The 16,707-nt window shown below is 71.7% G+C and carries 14 protein-coding genes; 8 read left to right on the top strand and 6 right to left on the bottom strand.

The window, feature by feature from the left end; translation table 11 throughout:
- Positions 1 to 8: 8 nt before the first annotated feature.
- Positions 9 to 992, bottom strand: coding sequence for a helix-turn-helix transcriptional regulator (locus ACWDYJ_RS20165; RefSeq protein WP_451566928.1), 984 nt, complete (start codon positions 990 to 992; stop codon positions 9 to 11).
- A 395-nt stretch (positions 993 to 1,387) separates the two neighbouring features.
- Between ACWDYJ_RS20165 and ACWDYJ_RS20170 the strand changes: the two genes are divergently transcribed.
- The gene (locus tag ACWDYJ_RS20170) at positions 1,388 to 1,570 is read left to right on the top strand and encodes a hypothetical protein (protein WP_451566929.1); all 183 of its coding nucleotides are present in this window, start codon (positions 1,388 to 1,390) and stop codon (positions 1,568 to 1,570) included.
- Between the two features lie 48 nt (positions 1,571 to 1,618).
- Here ACWDYJ_RS20170 and ACWDYJ_RS20175 read toward each other — a convergent pair whose 3' ends face one another.
- The 4 genes from ACWDYJ_RS20175 to pdhA form a co-directional block, all read right to left on the bottom strand.
- On the bottom strand, positions 1,619 to 2,551 hold the full coding sequence (locus ACWDYJ_RS20175) for a GNAT family N-acetyltransferase (protein WP_451566930.1): 933 nt from the start codon (positions 2,549 to 2,551) through the stop codon (positions 1,619 to 1,621).
- A gap of 139 nt (positions 2,552 to 2,690) precedes the next feature.
- A complete protein-coding gene (locus ACWDYJ_RS20180; RefSeq protein ID WP_451566942.1) occupies positions 2,691 to 4,088 on the bottom strand; it encodes a dihydrolipoamide acetyltransferase family protein in 1,398 nt (465 codons plus the stop codon).
- A gap of 31 nt (positions 4,089 to 4,119) precedes the next feature.
- Positions 4,120 to 5,100, bottom strand: a complete 981-nt coding sequence (locus ACWDYJ_RS20185; protein WP_451566931.1) for an alpha-ketoacid dehydrogenase subunit beta — start codon at positions 5,098 to 5,100, stop codon at positions 4,120 to 4,122.
- Entirely contained in the window at positions 5,100 to 6,308 is a 1,209-nt protein-coding gene (gene pdhA, locus ACWDYJ_RS20190; protein WP_451566932.1) for a pyruvate dehydrogenase (acetyl-transferring) E1 component subunit alpha, read from the bottom strand. Before pdhA ends, ACWDYJ_RS20185 begins: the two co-directional genes overlap by 1 nt.
- Positions 6,309 to 6,633: 325 nt before the next feature.
- Here pdhA and ACWDYJ_RS20195 point away from each other — a divergent pair, with 325 nt between their 5' ends.
- Positions 6,634 to 7,293, top strand: a complete 660-nt coding sequence (locus ACWDYJ_RS20195) for a response regulator (protein WP_451566933.1) — start codon at positions 6,634 to 6,636, stop codon at positions 7,291 to 7,293.
- 46 nt (positions 7,294 to 7,339) lie between these two features.
- Here the strand turns inward: ACWDYJ_RS20195 and ACWDYJ_RS20200 are convergent, their stop codons facing one another.
- On the bottom strand, positions 7,340 to 8,941 hold the full coding sequence (locus tag ACWDYJ_RS20200; protein ID WP_451566934.1) for a protein kinase domain-containing protein: 1,602 nt from the start codon (positions 8,939 to 8,941) through the stop codon (positions 7,340 to 7,342).
- Between the two features lie 226 nt (positions 8,942 to 9,167).
- On the opposite strand from ACWDYJ_RS20200, the gene ACWDYJ_RS20205 reads away from it, so the two are divergent.
- The 6 genes from ACWDYJ_RS20205 to ACWDYJ_RS20230 all read left to right on the top strand — a co-directional run bounded on the left by ACWDYJ_RS20205 (position 9,168) and on the right by ACWDYJ_RS20230 (position 16,468).
- The gene (locus ACWDYJ_RS20205; RefSeq protein ID WP_451566935.1) at positions 9,168 to 10,853 is read left to right on the top strand and encodes a protein kinase domain-containing protein; all 1,686 of its coding nucleotides are present in this window, start codon (positions 9,168 to 9,170) and stop codon (positions 10,851 to 10,853) included.
- Between the two features lie 121 nt (positions 10,854 to 10,974).
- Positions 10,975 to 11,508: a hypothetical protein gene (locus tag ACWDYJ_RS20210; protein WP_451566936.1), complete on the top strand. Its 534-nt coding sequence runs from the start codon at positions 10,975 to 10,977 to the stop codon at positions 11,506 to 11,508.
- 57 nt (positions 11,509 to 11,565) lie between these two features.
- Complete coding sequence (locus ACWDYJ_RS20215; RefSeq protein ID WP_451566937.1) at positions 11,566 to 12,225, top strand: PadR family transcriptional regulator; 660 nt, start codon at positions 11,566 to 11,568, stop codon at positions 12,223 to 12,225.
- 25 nt (positions 12,226 to 12,250) lie between these two features.
- Positions 12,251 to 12,994 carry an ABC transporter ATP-binding protein gene (locus tag ACWDYJ_RS20220; RefSeq protein WP_451566938.1) on the top strand — a complete coding sequence of 248 codons (744 nt, stop codon included), beginning with the start codon at positions 12,251 to 12,253 and terminating at the stop codon, positions 12,992 to 12,994.
- A gap of 101 nt (positions 12,995 to 13,095) precedes the next feature.
- A complete protein-coding gene (locus tag ACWDYJ_RS20225; RefSeq protein ID WP_451566943.1) occupies positions 13,096 to 15,849 on the top strand; it encodes an FtsX-like permease family protein in 2,754 nt (917 codons plus the stop codon).
- 82 nt (positions 15,850 to 15,931) lie between these two features.
- A complete protein-coding gene (locus ACWDYJ_RS20230; protein ID WP_451566939.1) occupies positions 15,932 to 16,468 on the top strand; it encodes a bacterial proteasome activator family protein in 537 nt (178 codons plus the stop codon).
- The last annotated feature ends 239 nt before the right edge of the window (positions 16,469 to 16,707 follow it).

The raw sequence follows: 16,707 nt of genomic DNA on the forward strand, positions 1-16,707 counted from the left end.
CCGGCGCCCTAGAGGAGACCGTGTTCGACGGCCCGCTGCCCGAGCTGGAAGCGGCTCTGCGCGTCCAGCTTCTCCATCAGCTCCGTGATGAGGCGCCGCTCGCTGCGCAGGGATATCCCCAGCCGCCGGGCGGCGGCCTCGTCCGTGTAGCCCTGCGCCAGCAGGCGCAGCAGCTCGCGCGGCTGCGAGCCGGGATCGTCCAGACGCCGGCGGGGCGGCGCGCCGAAGGGGTTGGCCGTCTCCCACACGGCCTCGAACAGCGCGCAGAACGCGGCGACGGCCCCGGGCTCCCGCAGCAGCACCGCTCCCTGGGCACTGTCCGACGGATCGATCGGCATCAGCGCGGATTCCCCGTCCGCGATGACCATCCGCATGGGCAGCGACGGCACGGTCCGTATCTCGCCCCCGCGTTCGGTCAGCCAGCGGGCGTGCTCCAGGCATGCCGCGTCGTTGCGGATGGCGTCCTGGTAGATCGTCCGGATCTTGACTCCGCGGGCGATGAGGTCCTCGGTGAGCGGCTCGCTGGCCTTGAACTGCGCCGCGGGCACCGGCCCGCCCGGGTGGAAGCTGATGGATTCGCGGCGGGTGCGGGTGTTGAGTACGGCGAGCTTCGCCCGGACCGCTTCCACCCCCTGGAACCGCTCCGCCTCCAAGGCGGGCTGGGCAGGGTGCAGTTCGGCGTAGCGTGAGAGCAGCGAGCTGGCCGCGGCCTGGCTCTCGGCGAGCACCCGGTGCCGCTGGGCGATCTCCGCCTGCTGGTGCGCGAGCAGGGAGTCCAGGGCCGCCTTCGGGTTCACCACCCGCAGCGTTCCGTCGGTCTGCCAGGACGGTCCGAGGAGCGAGAGCCGCGTCAGCTCCAGTAGGTCTTCGCGGACCTCGTCCTCGGGGATCCCCAGTTCCGCGGCGACGTCGGCAACCGCGACATCCGGCCGTTTGAGGATAAGTCGGTAGAGCGAATCAGAGCGCTCTGTCAGCCCAAGAGTAACCAGCAATGGGAGCCCCCCAGCTCGCAAATCGGAGCGACGAGGAATGGGCTACCGGCAACGTTGGCGGCGGGGTGTGAGGCACGGGATGCCCGGCCTCCGGGGTTCGCCTCTCCGAGGTCGATCACGCATCCTGGATTGTCCATACCCGCCGCCGCCAGCACAAACATTGTCCAGCAAGCGGACACGCGTTCCGGATGCGCTCCCGGGTGAGCGCCCGGCGGACGGAGGGCCGGGCGGACGGCGGTGCGGGCCGCGACCGCCTGGCACGGATGTGTCAGATCGCTTTGTGCCACCGGAAACCCGCGACACGGGCCTCCTCGGGTCGACACGATGGCGATGTGCCGGAACGACAGATCCGGCCAACGAAGCCGCTCACGCCGAAACGTAAAGGGCTCTCCATCATGCGTCGCACGCTCGTCTCCCTGATCTCCGTCACCGCCGCCGCGCTCACCGTCGTCGCCGTCAACACCGCGCAGCAGGCCGAGGGGCAGCCGACCACCACCGTCACGGCGGCGGGCACCACGACCCAGGAGCCGGGCTGGTCGGTCGCCCCCGCCACGACGCTGGAGCCGGGCTGGTCCTGACCCTCCCCGCGGGTCGTGTGCCGGTCACGTCCGGCCGGTCACGTCAGCTCAGGACGGCTCCTCCATGACCAGGCGGACCTCGGTCACCTCGTAGCCGGCCCGGTCGAAGGCCGCCGCCATCGGGGCGTTGACCGTGTCCGTGGTCGCGGTGATACGTGTGGCGCCCCGCATCGCGTGGAAGCGGGTGATCTCCGCGAGGATCTCGTCGATCAGGCCCTGTCCCCGCTGCTCCGGTACGACGCCCAGGTAGCCGACGTTGCGGTGGTACGGGGTCGCGGAGGGGATGGCCAGGCCCGCCAGGGTGCCGTCGGGCAGTTCGGCGAGCCGCCACCAGGAGCGCTCACCCGGGCAGTCGAGGTAGAACTCCACGTCCTCGCGGGCCAGTTGTTCCGCGTCCATCGAGCGCAGCTCGTTCTGCGTGTGCAGGTCCAGACTCCCGGCGGACACGCGGGCGAAGGCGGCGAGGAACTCCTCGTCCGTGCCCTCCCGGAAGACCAGCCGCCCGGTGGGCTCGGCGGTCCCCGCCGCCGGGGTCCACTCGTAGCGCAGGCGCTTGATCGCGCTGGTCAGGCCGGTCCGCATCGCCGCCTCCAGGCGCCAGTAGATCGCCTCGAGCATGTCGGGGCGGACCCGCCAGTCCGCGGGCAGGGACATGTTGTACAGCGGCAGGCTGCCGAAGGCCTCGTGCCCGGCGGCCAGCAGTCCGGCGGCGACGGTGGCCCGGTCGAGCACGGAGAAGCGCACCTGGAGGCAGTCCAGTGCGATGGGCCGCTCGCTGTCGGCGCGGCCCCACCACAGGGCGCGGGCCAGGATCTCGCCGTCCTCGTCCTCGGCGAACCAGATCCACTCGGGCCGGAACCGGTTCGCGGCGAGCTCCTCGCGGATCTTCTCGGCGGTCAGGGCGGCGACGGGACCGTCGGCCTGGTAGGCGAGGGCACGGTCGAGGGCGGCGGGGTCTGCGGTGGCAGGACGAAAGCGCATCCGGCGATGATCACACGGGTCCCGGCGCTCCGCCCAGAGGTTTCCGTCCACCGCTCAGCGCCCGCCCACGGCCGATGGCCGGCCCCGTGGAGGGGGCCGGCCATCGGTGCGTGGGCGTCGTACGCGTGCTGCCGTCGGGTCAGGACCAGGTGACCAGGCGGCGGGGGTGTTCCAGGACCGCCGCGATGTCGGCCAGGAAGCGGGAGCCGAGTTCGCCGTCGATGAGACGGTGGTCGAACGACAGCGCCAGCGTGGTGACCTGACGCGGCTTCACCTTGCCCTTGTGGACCCACGGCTGGAGCTTGATCGCGCCGACCGCGAGGATCGCGGACTCGCCGGGGTTGATGATGGGCGTACCGGTGTCGACGCCGAAGACGCCGACGTTGGTGATGGTGAAGGTGCCGTTCTGCATGTCGGCCGGGGAGGTCTTGCCGTCGCGGGCCGTGGCGACCAGGGACGACAGGGCCTCGGAGAGCTCCGGCAGCGTCTTGGCGTGGGCGTCCTTGATGTTCGGGACGATCAGGCCGCGCGGGGTCGCCGCGGCGATCCCGAGGTTGACGTAGTGCTTGAGCACGATCTCCTGGGCCGCCTCGTCCCAGGACGCGTTGACGTCCGGGTTGCGGCGCACGGCCACGAGGACGGCCTTGGCGATCAGCAGCAGCGGGTTGATCCGCAGCCCCGCGAGGTCCGGGTCGGCCTTGAGTTCCTGCACCAGCTTCATCGTGCGCGTGATGTCGAAGGTGATGAACTCGGTGACGTGCGGCGCGGTGAAGGCGGAGCCCACCATGGCCTGCGCCGTGACCTTACGGACGCCCTTGACCGGGATACGGGTCTCCAGCGCCGGGGTGCCCGCCGTCGCCGCCGCGGGCGCGGGGGCCGGGGCGGAAACGGGCTCCGGGGCAGGGGCGGCCTGCGGAGCGACCGTGGCCGCCGCGGCGGCGTGGACGTCCTCGCGGGTCACGACCCCGCCCTCGCCGGTGGGAACCACCGCGGCCAGGTCGATGCCCAGGTCCTTGGCGAGCTTGCGGACCGGCGGCTTGGCCAGCGGCCGCTCCCCGGTCGGCTGCGCGGGCACCGCCGGAGCAGTGGGCGCGACCGGAGCCGGAGCCTGGGCCGCCGCCGCGGCCGGAGCCGTGCCGTTCTGGGCGGGCGTGCCCGCTACGGCCTTGCGCGGCCGGCGCTTCGTGGACGCGGTGGAGACGCCGTAGCCGACCAGCACGGGCTGGCGCGCCTCGGGCGCGGCCGGCTCCTCGGCCGCGGCGGGGGCGGCGGCCGCAGCCGCCTCCCGCACCGGGGCTTCGGCGGCGCCGGAGCCGCCCTCGGTCCGGACCGAGATGATGACCTGGCCGACGTCGACCGTGGTCCCCTCCTCGAAGAGCAGCGCGTGCACCACCCCGTCGTAGGGGATCGGCAGCTCCACGGCCGCCTTGGCGGTCTCGACCTCGCAGACGACCTGTCCGTCGGTGACGGTGTCACCCGGCTGGACGTACCACTTGAGGATTTCGGCCTCGGTGAGGCCCTCGCCCACATCGGGCATTCTGAATTCGCGGATCGTCACAGGGCTCTCCTCAGTACGCCAGCGAGCGGTCGACGGCGTCGAGCACCCTGTCCAGGCCCGGCAGGTACTCGTCCTCCAGGCGGGCCGGCGGGTACGGGGCGTGGAATCCGCCCACGCGCAGCACCGGCGCCTCCAGGTGGTAGAAGCACCGCTCCGTGATGCGGGCGGCGACCTCCGAGCCCACGCCCAGGAACACCGGGGCCTCGTGGACGACCACGAGCCGGCGGGTCTTCTCCACCGACGCCTGGATCCCGTCGAAGTCGACCGGGGACATCGAGCGCAGGTCGACGACCTCCACCGACTTGCCCTCCTCGGCCGCCGCGGCCGCCGCCTCCAGGCAGACCTTCACCATCGGGCCGTACGCGGCGAGGGTGACGTCCGTGCCGGCCAGCGCGACCCGCGCCTTGTGCAGCTCGCCGGGGATGGCCTCGACGTCGACGTCGCCCTTGTCCCAGTAACGCCGCTTCGGCTCGAAGAAGATCACCGGGTCGTCGCTGAGGATCGCCTGCTGGAGCATCCAGTACGCGTCGGAGGCGTTGCTCGGCGAGACCACCTTCAGGCCCGGGACGTGCGCGAACAGCGTCTCCGGGGACTCCGAGTGGTGCTCGACCGCGCCGATGCCGCCCGCGTAGGGGATGCGGATGACGACCGGCATCTTGATCTTGCCCAGCGCCCGCGCGTGCATCTTCGCGAGCTGCGTGACGATCTGGTCGTAGGCGGGGAAGACGAACCCGTCGAACTGGATCTCCACGACCGGCCGGTACCCGCGCAGGGCCAGGCCGATGGCGGTGCCGACGATGCCGGACTCGGCGAGCGGGGTGTCGATGACCCGCTCCTCGCCGAAGTCCTTCTGCAGCCCGTCGGTGATCCGGAAGACGCCGCCCAGCTTTCCGACGTCCTCGCCCATGATCAAGACCTTGGGGTCCGTCTCCAGGGCCTTGCGCAGGGACTCGTTGAGCGCCTTCGCGATCGACAACTTCTCCACAGCCATCAGTGACCCTCCTCGAAGGACGCGAGGTAGGCCGCGAACTGCGCGCGCTCCTCATCGACGAGCGCGTGCCCGTCCGCGTAGACGTTCTCGAAGATCGCCATGGTGTCGGGGTCGGGCATGGCGCGTACGGCTTCGCGCACGCGCTTGCCCATCGCCTCGCTCTCCGCCTCCAGCTCCGCGAAGAACGCCTCGTCGGCGCCCCCGGAAGCCAGCAGGTGGGCCTTCAGGCGCAGGATCGGGTCCTTGTCCTCCCAGGCCGCCGTCTCCTCGTCGCGCCGGTACTTCGTCGGGTCGTCCGAGGTGGTGTGGGCGCCCATGCGGTACGTGAACGCCTCGACCAGGGTCGGGCCCTCGCCGCGGCGCGCCCGCTCCAGCGCCCAGCGGGTGACCGCGAGGCACGCGAGGACGTCGTTGCCGTCGACGCGTACGCCCGGGAAGCCGAAGCCCTGCGCGCGCTGGTAGAGCGGCACGCGCATCTGGCGCTCGGTCGGCTCGGAGATGGCCCACTGGTTGTTCTGGCAGAAGAAGACCACGGGCGAGTTGTAGACGGCCGAGAAGGTGAAGGCCTCGGCCACGTCGCCCTGGCTGGACGCGCCGTCGCCGAAGTAGGCGATGACCGCCGAGTCGGCGCCGTCCTTGGTCACACCCATCGCGTAGCCGGTCGCGTGCAGCGTCTGCGAGCCGATGACGATCGTGTACAGGTGGAAGTTGTTGATCGTCGGGTCCCACCCGCCGTGGTTCACACCGCGGAACATGCCGAGCAGGTTGGTCGGGTCGACCCCACGGCACCAGGCCACACCGTGCTCACGGTAGGTCGGGAAGACGTAGTCGTCGTCGCGCAACGCACGGGCGGAGCCGATCTGCGCGGCCTCCTGGCCGAGGAGCGAGGCCCACAGGCCCAGCTCGCCCTGGCGCTGGAGCGCGGTCGCCTCACCGTCGAAGCGGCGGGTCATGACCATGTCGCGGTAGAGCCCGCGCAGGTCGTCGGTGGTGATGTCCGCGACGAAGGGGGCGAACTCGGCGACATCGGGATTGGCCCCGACCTCGACCCGTTCTCCTTCGGGCGTCAGCAGTTGTACGAGCTGAGGCTCGGCGTCGTGCGGCTGTGCGGTGGCAGCGGCGGTCGCGCGGGCGCTCGCCGCGCCTGCTGCCCGCTTGGTGCCGCTGCTGCGTCGCGGCTTGCGCGCGGCAGTGCTCTCCACGGTCACGTGTGCTCCTCCGTCGGTCCGGCACCCGGGTTCTCCGGGGACCAGTGCGGCTCACCTGTATCCGTACCCGCGCACGGGGTGGGTGCACGGCACGTACGGGATTCAGGCGTGACAGGTGCCCCGGCGAGTGCCCTGCGCAATGCACGTTACCCAGTGCGTCGCATAACTGCGAAACCCCGTTTGACCTGCGATTTTGCTTGGATATCCAAGTAAATCGGCGGCGGCGGGAACACTTCCTGGTCACAGCCTTGCAGGGGGCCGGAACAACGGCACGTTATCCCGGGTAACCCCGTCAGGGAAGAGGTGAATGTGTGAAACTGACTTCGTGCGCGAAGACGGAAAAATCAAGGTATTCCTCCTGGACGACCACGAAGTGGTACGTCGCGGCGTTCATGAGCTGTTGTCGGTCGAAGACGACATCGAGATCGTCGGCGAGGCGGGCACGGCGGCGGACGCCCTGGTGCGCATCCCGGCCACCCGCCCCGACGTGGCCGTCCTCGACGTGCGCCTGCCCGACGGCAGCGGCGTCGAAGTGTGCCGCGAGGTGCGCTCCCAGGACGAGGACATCAAGTGCTTGATGCTGACGTCGTTCGCCGACGACGAGGCCCTCTTCGACGCGATCATGGCCGGTGCCTCGGGCTACGTCCTCAAGGCGATCCGCGGCAATGAGCTGATCAGCGCCGTACGGGACGTGGCGGCCGGGAGGTCCCTCCTGGACCCCGTCGCGACCGCCCGGGTGCTGGAGCGGCTGCGCGACGGCAAGAACGGCAGGGGGGACGACCGGCTCTCCCACCTCACCGACCAGGAGCGCAAGATCCTCGACCTGATCGGCGAGGGCCTGACGAACCGCGTCATCGGCGAGCGGCTGCACCTCGCCGAGAAGACCATCAAGAACTACGTCTCCAGCCTGCTGTCCAAGCTGGGCATGGAACGCCGCTCCCAGGCCGCCGCGTACGTGGCCCGCCTCCAGGCCGAGAGGCGCTGACCGACAGCCCGGACCGGCAGGACCGGCACGCGCTCCGATCAGCGGATCATTGGCCGTTGGCGGGCGAGCTCGCGCCGCCTCCGGTGGGCACCGGAGGCGTATTCGTGGGCAGCGTCACCGGCGGAGACTTGGTCGCGGACGGTGACGAGGACGCGCTGTTCGACTGCGACGGGGACGACGAGGCCGACGTCGACGGGCTGCCGCTCGACGTGTACTTGCTGCGGCCCGGAGTGGGCGTCCAGCTCTCCTCGTACGTACGCGAGTGCTCCGGCGACGGGGTGGACGACGGGGACTCGGGCGTCGTGCTCGGGCTCTGGGAGGGGGCCGAGGAGCTGTGGGTGGGCTTTCCGTCGCCGCCCTCCTTCGTCCCGCCCTCCATGTTCTTGACCGCGTACGCCACACCGCCGGCGATGGCGAGGACCGCGAGGACCGCGAACACCAGCATCTTCCACCGGCCGCCGCCCCTGCGGTCGTCGTAGCCGTCGTACCCGCCGTGACCGCCACGGCCGCCGGGGCCGCCACCCTGGCCGCCCCCGCCCGGGAAGGCGGAGCCGTCGTCCGGGTTCAGCCCGGGCACCATAGGCCGCTGGAACTGCGAGGTCGTGGCGTTCGAGACGTACGGGGGCCGTTGGCCGCCGTTCCCGTTCGGCGGCGCCGACTTCGTGGGGCCGCCGGGCTGGCCGTGCGGGAGCGTCATGGTGACCGGACCGGTGTTCCAGGTGCCGGTGTTCGCGCCCTGCTCCTGGAGCATCTGGAGCGCGTACTGGACGAGCCCGCGCATCTCTTCGGCGCTCTGGAACCGGTCGTCCGGGTCCTTGGCCAGCGATCGCATGACCATGCCGTCGAGTTCCTGCGGGATGGTGTGCCCGTCCGGCAGCTGCGAGGGCGGTACGGGCGCGTCCTGGACGTGCTGGTAGACCACCGACAGCGGGGTCTCCCCGGTGAAGGGGGGCCGCAGGGCGAGGAGTTCGTAGAGGAGGCAGCCGGTCGCGTACAGGTCGCTTCGGTGGTCGACGGCCTTGCCGAGGGCCTGTTCGGGCGACAGGTACTGCGGGGTGCCCATGACCATGCCGGTCTGCGTCATCGTCGACTGCACGCCGTGCAGGGCGCGGGCGATGCCGAAGTCCATCACCTTGACCGCGCCGTTGTCGGTGATGATGACGTTCGCGGGCTTGATGTCGCGGTGGACGATGCCGTGCTGGTGCGAGTACGCGAGGGCTTCCAGCACACCCGAGACGATGATCAGCGCCTGCTCGGGGCCCGGGGCCTCGGCGCTGATCAGCAGGTCGCGGATGGTGCGGCCCTCGACCAGCTCCATGACGATGTAGGGGACGACGTTGGGGCCGACCCGGTCCTCGCCCGAGTCGTACACGGCGACGACGGCGTGGTGGTTCAGGCCGGCCACCGACTGCGCCTCACGCGTGAAGCGGGCCTTGGAGACCGGGTCCTCGGCGAGGTCGGCACGCAGCAGCTTCACGGCGACGGTGCGGCCCAGGCGCACGTCCTCGGCGGCGAACACCTCCGCCATACCGCCGCGGCCCAGCCGGTGGGTGAGGCGGTAACGGCCGTCTCCCACCAGGCCGCCCGCGCCCCAGTGCTCAGGACCGTCGGTCATCCCGGCGCCGTTTCCCTCGGGTTCGGGTGCCATCAGTCCTCGCCGTCGTCTCTCTCGTCCGCTCTAGCGGTGGGTCCTCTTCCGGTGCTCCGATGAACGCTACAGCCTCGGAACCGCTCGCCGTTCGGGCGAAGCCGCCCGTAGGGGCGTGGTCACGGAACGGGCACCTGGCTTGACGTGTGCTTGCCCTCCGGCAGACTGGGCGCGACATGCGCTCAGCCAGACGCGTAGGGACACAGCCCGAGGGGAACCAACAGTCATGAGCCAGGACGGCACGCAGGGCCGGTACGCAGGCGGCTCCCTGGCCGGCGGCCGTTACCAGCTACGGGATTTGCTGGGCGAGGGGGGCATGGCGTCGGTCTACCTGGCGTACGACTCCGCGCTCGACCGGCAGGTCGCGATCAAGACGCTGCACAGCGAGCTGGGACGGGAGGCGTCCTTCCGGGAGCGTTTCCGGCGCGAGGCCCAGGCTGTTGCCAAACTGTCGCACACCAATATCGTCTCCGTCTTCGACACGGGTGAGGGCGAGGTCACCTTCGGCGGCTCGGCCTCGGGCGACAGCATCGTGATGCCGTACATCGTCATGGAGTACGTGGAGGGTCAGCCGCTCGGCTCCGTCCTCGACGCGGACGTCCGCCAGTACGGGGCGATGCCGGCCGACAAGGCGCTCAAGGTGACGGCCGATGTACTGGCCGCCCTGGAGACCAGCCACGAGATGGGCCTGGTTCACCGCGACATCAAGCCCGGCAACGTGATGATGACCAAGCGCGGCATCGTCAAGGTGATGGACTTCGGCATCGCCCGGGCCATGCAGTCCGGGGTCACCTCGATGACCCAGACCGGCATGGTCGTCGGCACCCCGCAGTACCTGTCGCCCGAGCAGGCGCTGGGGCGCGGCGTCGACGCCCGCTCCGACCTGTACTCCGTCGGCATCATGCTCTTCCAGCTCCTGACCGGGCGGATCCCCTTCGAGGCGGACTCCCCGCTGGCCATCGCGTACGCGCACGTGCAGGAGGAGCCGGTCGCCCCCTCCTCCATCAACCGCTCGGTGAGCCCGGCGATGGACGCGCTGGTGGCGCGGGCCCTGAAGAAGAACCCGAACGAGCGCTTCCCGACGGCAGCGGCCATGCGGGACGAGATCATGCGTGTGATCTCCGCCGGACAGACCGGCGCTCCGGTGATCGTCCCGGGCGCCGCCACGGGCGGCAGCGGCGCGGGTGTCGGCTCGGCCGTGTTCCCGCCAGTGGACTCCGGCTTCCAGCAGCAGCCGCCGCAGTCGCTCCAGCAGCCCTACCAGGCCCCGCAGACTCCGCCGCCGTCCCCGTACGCCCCGACGCCCGCGCCCCAGCAGCACGCGCAGGGCGGGTACGCGTACCCGCACCAGGCCGTGCACACCCCGCCGCCCGCGCAGCAGCAGTACGCCCCGCAGACGCCGCCGCCGTTCACCATCTCGCCGTCGCCGGCCCCGGCCCAGACGCACGGTTCGGGCGGCGGCCGGCGCAACACGCCGGTCGTCGTGGGCGCGATCGCGGTGGCCCTGCTGGCCGTCGGCGGTCTGATCGCGGCGATCTCGATGAACGACGACGGCAAGGGGGGCGACCAGGGCGGGGGGACCCCCGGGGCGTCCGCGTCCGCGTCCTCGTCCACCGCGGCGGGCCACAAGGGGCCGGACACCACGCGCACGATCGAAGCCGAGAAGTGCAAGAAGCCGACCAAGGACTACAAGGACGCCAACAAGGTCATCGCGCCGGACTTCCGGTACAAGAACCTGCTCTCGGTGAAGGAGTGCATCCAGGCCGCGGGCTGGAAGTACAAGATCGAGGTGCGCGACGAGGCGGTCTACGGACAGGACACCGTCCTGGAGCAGCTGCCGACCGCCGGTGACGACATCCCCAAGGAGGGCACCGAGTTCACCTTGGTCGTCTCCACCGGCAACCCGCAGTAGGCGGACCGCGCGACACACCGGCATCCCGGGCCACCCCGATGGGCGGCCCGGGATGCCGCTTTTGCCCCACTATGCAAATCTGAGCACGTCACGTCGGCTGCTCGGACGGGAGGGGCTCCCCGTGTCTCCACGCCTCCGCGTGCCGCACTGGACGGCCGGAGCCGCTCTCGCCGCCACCGCACTGCTGGTCACGGTCCCCGCGAGCGCGACCTCCGCCCACGCCCCCGTCCGCACCCCGGTCACCGCCGCGCCCGCGAACGCCGAACCGCCGGCCGACGTAGGGGACGAGGCCGACGGGCAACTGGCCGGCAGCGTCGCGGGCGTCGGGCGGGAGCGCCCCGGGCGGCCCGCGGCCGAGCCCGCTTCCCCGGAGTTCGCCCCGGTCTCCCGGCCGGTACGACCGCTGCTCCCGGCGCACCCTCTCCGCCCGGCGCATCCGGCGCATCCGGCGCGGCCGACACACCCGCCCCAGGAGCCACCGCCCGGCCCGCCGAGCGCCGCGCCGAGCCGCCCCGCCGCGGTCAGCGCGCTCGGCACCGAGCCGAACGACCGGGCCGCCGACCTGGCCGCGCACCTGCTGCCGCTCGGCACCGGACTGGCCCTGATGGGGCTGGGCCTCGGCTTCATGGGCATGCGGCTGCGCCGGGGGCGCTAGGGCTGTGACCGTGTCCGATGCTTGCGCAGCGGGGCATACTCGGTATACATACTGAGTATGTCGATCCGTCACGGCCTTCTCGCCCTACTGGAACGGGGTCCTCGGTACGGCTCTCAGCTGCGCACCGAGTTCGAATCCCGCACCGGTTCCACCTGGCCGCTCAACGTCGGGCAGGTGTACACGACACTCGCCCGTCTGGAACGCGACGGCCTCGTCGCCCCCGGCGGCGAGGACACCGCCGGGCACACGCTCTACGCCATCACCGACACGGGACGCGCCGAACTGCACGAGTGGTACGAGCGCCCCGTCGACCGCACCAACCCGCCCCGTGACGAGCTGTCCATCAAGCTCGCCATGGCCGTGGGCGCTCCCGGCGTGGACATCCGCGCCGTCATCCAGTCCCAGCGGCACGCCACGATCAAGGCCATGCAGGACTACACCCGGCTCAAGTCGCAGGCACTCGCCGCGATCGAGCGGGGGCAGTCGGACGAACGCGACGACCTGGCCTGGCTGCTGGTCCTGGAACAGCTGATCTTTCAGACCGAAGCCGAGGCGCGCTGGCTCGACCACTGCGAGGCACGGCTCGTACGGCTCTCCCAGCCGGCCGACCGGAGAGCCGCCGAACCGCCGACGTCCCAGGCCACCACCACCGCCACCGACCCTGCCGCCGGCATGTTCGCCGGCCGGCTCCGCGCCGCCCGCACGCGGCGGAGCTGAACCACCGTCCCAGGGGGGACCCTTCATGTCCGACCAGCAGACTTCAGAGCCCGTGCTCCAGTTGGAGCAACTCGTCCGGACGCACGGCAGCGGCGCCACCGAGGTGCACGCCCTGCGCGGGATCAACCTCTCCGTTCATCCCGGTGAACTCGTCGCCGTCATGGGCCCGTCCGGCTCCGGCAAGTCCACCCTGCTCACCCTCGCGGGCGGGCTCGACACCCCCACCAGCGGCCGGATCGTCGTCGAAGGCGTCGACATCACCGCCGCCAACCGCAAGCAGCTGGCGGCGCTGCGCCGCCGCAGCATCGGATACGTCTTCCAGGACTACAACCTGATCCCGGCCCTCACCGCCGCCGAGAACGTCGCCCTGCCCCGCGAACTCGACGGCGTCTCCGCCCGCAGGGCGCGCGTCTCGGCGCTCGCCGCACTGGAGGAGATGGACCTCGGCCAGCTCGCCGACCGCTTCCCCGACGAGATGTCCGGCGGCCAGCAGCAGCGCGTGGCCATCGCCCGCGCCCTCGTCGGCGACCGCCGCCTGGTCCTCGCCGACGAACCCACCGGCGCCCTCGACTCCGAGACCGGCGAATCCGTCCTCGCCCTGCTGCGCTCGCGCTGCGACGCGGGCGCGGCCGGGATCCTGGTCACGCACGAACCGCGCTTCGCCGCCTGGGCGGACCGGGTGGTCTTCCTGCGCGACGGCAGCGTGGTGGACGAGACCCTGCGCAGTCGGCCCGACTCCCTTCTCTCGGGTCGGGCGGCCGGCCTGTGACCTCCCCGCTCTCCTCCTGGTACCACGCCTGGATCGCGGCAATCCGGATAGCCCGCAGGGACGCCTGGCGCGCCAAGGGCCGCAGCGCCCTGGTCCTCGCGATGCTCGCCCTGCCGATCGTCGGCGTCAGCGCCGCCGACCTCACCCTGCGCAGCGCCGAACTCTCCACCGAGCAGAGACTGGCGCGGGAGCTGGGCAACGCCGACGCCGAGCTGAGGTCCCCGGGCATGGGCGTGCCCATCTACCAGGAGCCCCTCGGCGGCGGCCTCGCCCCCGTCGGCGGTTACGACTCCGTCAACGGGTCCAAGGCCCCGAAGGAGGCGACACCGCAGGTCCTGCAGTCCGCCATCCCGGCCGGCGCCCAGTCCGTCAAGGACAGCAAGGGCTACGCCAGAGTGCGTACGACGCACGGCCTGCTCGACACGGACATCCGCGAACTCGACACGCGCAGCCCGCTGGTGAAGGGTCTGCTCACGCTCGACCGCGGCCGCCTGCCCCAGGCGGCGGGCGAGGTCATCGCCACCACCAAGTTCCTCAAGGACTCCGGGCTCTTCGTCGGCTCCTCGGTCACCCCGCGCGGCGCGACCTCCTCGTACAAGATCGTGGGCGCGTACGAGCTGCCCTCCTCGCTCCACGCGCACGAGCTCATCGCCCCGCCCGGCACTGTGCACCACGCGCTTGACCAGGCCCTCCGGGCCGCCGGAGGCTCCGGTCTGGGCGTCCGGGAGACCTACCTCGTCAAGGTCGGCGGGGATGGTTTCACGTGGAACATGGTCAAAGAGGCCAACACCAAGGGGGTGTTCGTCACCTCCCGCGCCGTCGCCCTGAACCCGCCCGCCGATTCCGACGTGCCGCTGTACAAGCAGCAGAGCAAGAACCAGTGGGGCGGCGGCAGCAGTGCCGCCGAGATGGCCGCTCTGGCCACCGTCGTGGGCCTCGCCATGCTGGAGATCTGCCTGCTGGCCGGACCCGCCTTCGCCGTCGGCGCCCGGCGCTCGCGCCGCCAGCTCGGCCTCGTCGGCGCCAACGGCGGCGACCGGCGGCACATCCGCTCCATCGTCCTCTCCGGCGGTCTGGTCATCGGCACCGCGGCCGCCGTCGTCGGTACGGCCGTCGGCGTGGCCCTCACCATCGCGCTCCGGCCGGTCCTGGAGAGCCAGATCGGCATCCGCTTCGGCGCCCTGGACTTCCGCCCGCTGGAACTCCTCGGCATCGCCCTGCTCGCGGTGCTGACCGGCCTGCTGGCCGCTGTCGTCCCGGCCGTCACGGCCTCGCGGCAGACCGTGCTGGCCTCACTGACCGGCCGCCGCGGCGTGCGGCACGCCAACCGGGTGCTGCCCGTCATCGGCCTGATCGCCGTCGGCGGCGGCGCCGCCATCGCCCTGTACGGCACGACGTCCAGCATGGGATCCACCGTCGTCGCGGGCGGCAGCGCCGTCGCCGAACTGGGCCTCGTCGCCCTCACCCCGACGCTGGTCGGCCTGTTCGGGCGGCTCGGACGGTGGCTGCCGCTGTCGCCGCGGCTCGCGCTGCGCGACGCCGTGCGCAACCGGGGGCGTACGGCCCCCGCCGTGGCCGCCGTACTGGCCGCGGTCGCCGGCACCGTCGCGGTGGCCACGTACCAGAACAGCATGGAGGTCCAGCGCCGTCACGAGTACGTGGCCTCCCTCCCGCACGGGGGCGGGCTGCTGGAGCTCAACGAGACCAGCTCCTACAAGGAGGTACCCGCCACGCGGGAGGCCCTCTCCAGGCAACTCCCCCTTGCCGTACGGGCGGACGTGGACCGGCTGGTCGTCGGCAACCCGGGCTGCGAGCCTCGCGACACGGAGGGCGACTGCGGCCGGACCGAGATCATCACGCCCGAGGACCAGCGCTGCCCGCTCACGGGCGGCCCCAACGGCCCCAACTCCTTCACCCCGGCGCAGGCGAAGGAACTGCGCCAGGACTGGCGCTGCAAGGAGAGGCGCAACTCCACCCAGTACGGCATCGTGGTCGCCGACGAAAGGCTGCTCACCGCGCTGGCGGTCACCGACCCCGGCTCCGTGTCCGCGCTCAAGGCGGGCAAGGCCGTCTCCTTCGACAAGCGCCAGGTCAAGGACGGCAAGGTCACCATCCGCCTCGTCAGCGGCGAGGAGGTGGCCGAGGACCCCGCGGCGCGCGAGGAGGAACTGCCCGGTGAGGACAAGGTCCTCCCCGTCCATCAGGCGCCCGACACCGTCGAGAGCTGGGGCATCCAGCTGGTCCTGCCTGCCCAGGCCGTCAAGACGGCCGGGCTGGCCACGGCGCCGTTCGGCTCGTACTTCACCCTGGACGGATCCGCGACGACCGAACAGCGGCAGAAGCTGGACGGTGAGATGGACCGGATGGGCGTGTCGGCCTCCGTCCGCATCGAAGCCGGCTACCAGGGCAACAACGACCTGAGCATGCTCGCCCTCTTCGTCTTCGCGGGACTGGTCACCATCGGTGCGGCGGGCATCGCCACCGGGCTCGCCCAGGCGGACGCCGAGGCCGACCTGAAGACCCTGGCGGCGGTCGGCGCACCCCCGCGGGTCCGGCGCACGCTCAGCGGCTTCCAGTGCGGGGTGATCGCCCTGATGGGCGTCGTCCTGGGCTCGTTCGCGGGGTTGCTGCCCGCGATGGGGCTGCGGCACGTCGAACAGCGTGAGATGGAACGGCTCTACCAGTTCGGCGTCGACAACGGGTACGACGCCATGGGTACCGTGCCGTACGTCCCGATCGCCGTGCCGTGGGGCACCCTCGCCGCGCTGCTGGTCGTGGTCCCGCTCGGCGCGGCGCTGCTGGCCGCCCTCGTCACCCGCTCCAGCGGCGCGCTGGCCCGCCGGGCGGCCGGCTGATGTTGCCGCCCCCGTACAGGGTGGATCACGCCTGTACGGGGGCACACCGTGTGAGGACGAAGGTGTGCGAGAGAATGGCGGCATGGAGATGCCGAGGAGTGAACGGTCGCAGGACAGTCCCCCGCACGTCCTGATCGTGGGACAGGACGGGATGGCGGTCGGCGGCGCCGATGACGAGTCGCGCGAGGTCCCGGTGACGGAGATGGTCGAACAGCCCGCCAAGGTCATGCGGATCGGCAGCATGATCAAGCAACTCCTGGAAGAGGTACGCGCCGCACCTCTCGACGAGGCGAGCCGGGTCCGGCTCAAGGACATCCACGCCGCCTCGGTGAAGGAGCTCGAGGACGGCCTCGCGCCGGAACTCGTGGAGGAACTGGAGCGCCTGTCACTGCCGTTCACCGAGGAGGCGATCCCCTCCGAGGCGGAACTGCGCATCGCGCAGGCACAGTTGGTGGGCTGGCTGGAGGGTCTCTTCCACGGGATCCAGACGGCCCTGTTCGCGCAGCAGATGGCGGCGCGGGCCCAGCTGGAACAGATGCGCCGCGCCCTCCCGCCGGGCACCGGCTCGCACGAGGACGACGACGACCACGGCCCCATCCGCTCGGGCCCCTACCTCTAACCCGCCGGGCCCCGAGGCACCCCCGGGCGCCTCGGCCCCGCGGCACCACCCGCCGCACCATCCAGCCCCGCGCACCATCCAGCCCCGCCGCACCATCCAGCCCCGCCGCACCATCCAGCCCCGCCGCACCATCCAGCCCCGCCGGCGATTGAGGCGCGGGTCCGGGCAGAGCCCGGGGAACGGGGGAAGGGCGGGGCGGGGAGAAGGCCCCGCGCAGCGGCACCCGACCGCCCAGATCG

The organism is Streptomyces sp. NPDC003042, from assembly GCF_053591315.1.

Excerpts from the sequence above, each read along its gene's own strand:
- ACWDYJ_RS20205 (WP_451566935.1), top strand. The coding sequence starts at position 9,168 with ATGAGCCAGGACGGCACGCAGGGCCGGTACGCAGGCGGCTCCCTGGCC.
- ACWDYJ_RS20180 (WP_451566942.1), bottom strand. The coding sequence starts at position 4,088 with ATGCCCGATGTGGGCGAGGGCCTCACCGAGGCCGAAATCCTCAAGTGG.
- ACWDYJ_RS20220 (WP_451566938.1), top strand. The coding sequence starts at position 12,251 with ATGTCCGACCAGCAGACTTCAGAGCCCGTGCTCCAGTTGGAGCAACTC.
- ACWDYJ_RS20200 (WP_451566934.1), bottom strand. The coding sequence starts at position 8,941 with ATGGCACCCGAACCCGAGGGAAACGGCGCCGGGATGACCGACGGTCCT.
- ACWDYJ_RS20215 (WP_451566937.1), top strand. The coding sequence starts at position 11,566 with ATGTCGATCCGTCACGGCCTTCTCGCCCTACTGGAACGGGGTCCTCGG.
- ACWDYJ_RS20225 (WP_451566943.1), top strand. The coding sequence starts at position 13,096 with ATGCTCGCCCTGCCGATCGTCGGCGTCAGCGCCGCCGACCTCACCCTG.
- ACWDYJ_RS20230 (WP_451566939.1), top strand. The coding sequence starts at position 15,932 with ATGGAGATGCCGAGGAGTGAACGGTCGCAGGACAGTCCCCCGCACGTC.
- ACWDYJ_RS20170 (WP_451566929.1), top strand. The coding sequence starts at position 1,388 with ATGCGTCGCACGCTCGTCTCCCTGATCTCCGTCACCGCCGCCGCGCTC.
- ACWDYJ_RS20175 (WP_451566930.1), bottom strand. The coding sequence starts at position 2,551 with ATGCGCTTTCGTCCTGCCACCGCAGACCCCGCCGCCCTCGACCGTGCC.
- ACWDYJ_RS20185 (WP_451566931.1), bottom strand. The coding sequence starts at position 5,100 with ATGGCTGTGGAGAAGTTGTCGATCGCGAAGGCGCTCAACGAGTCCCTG.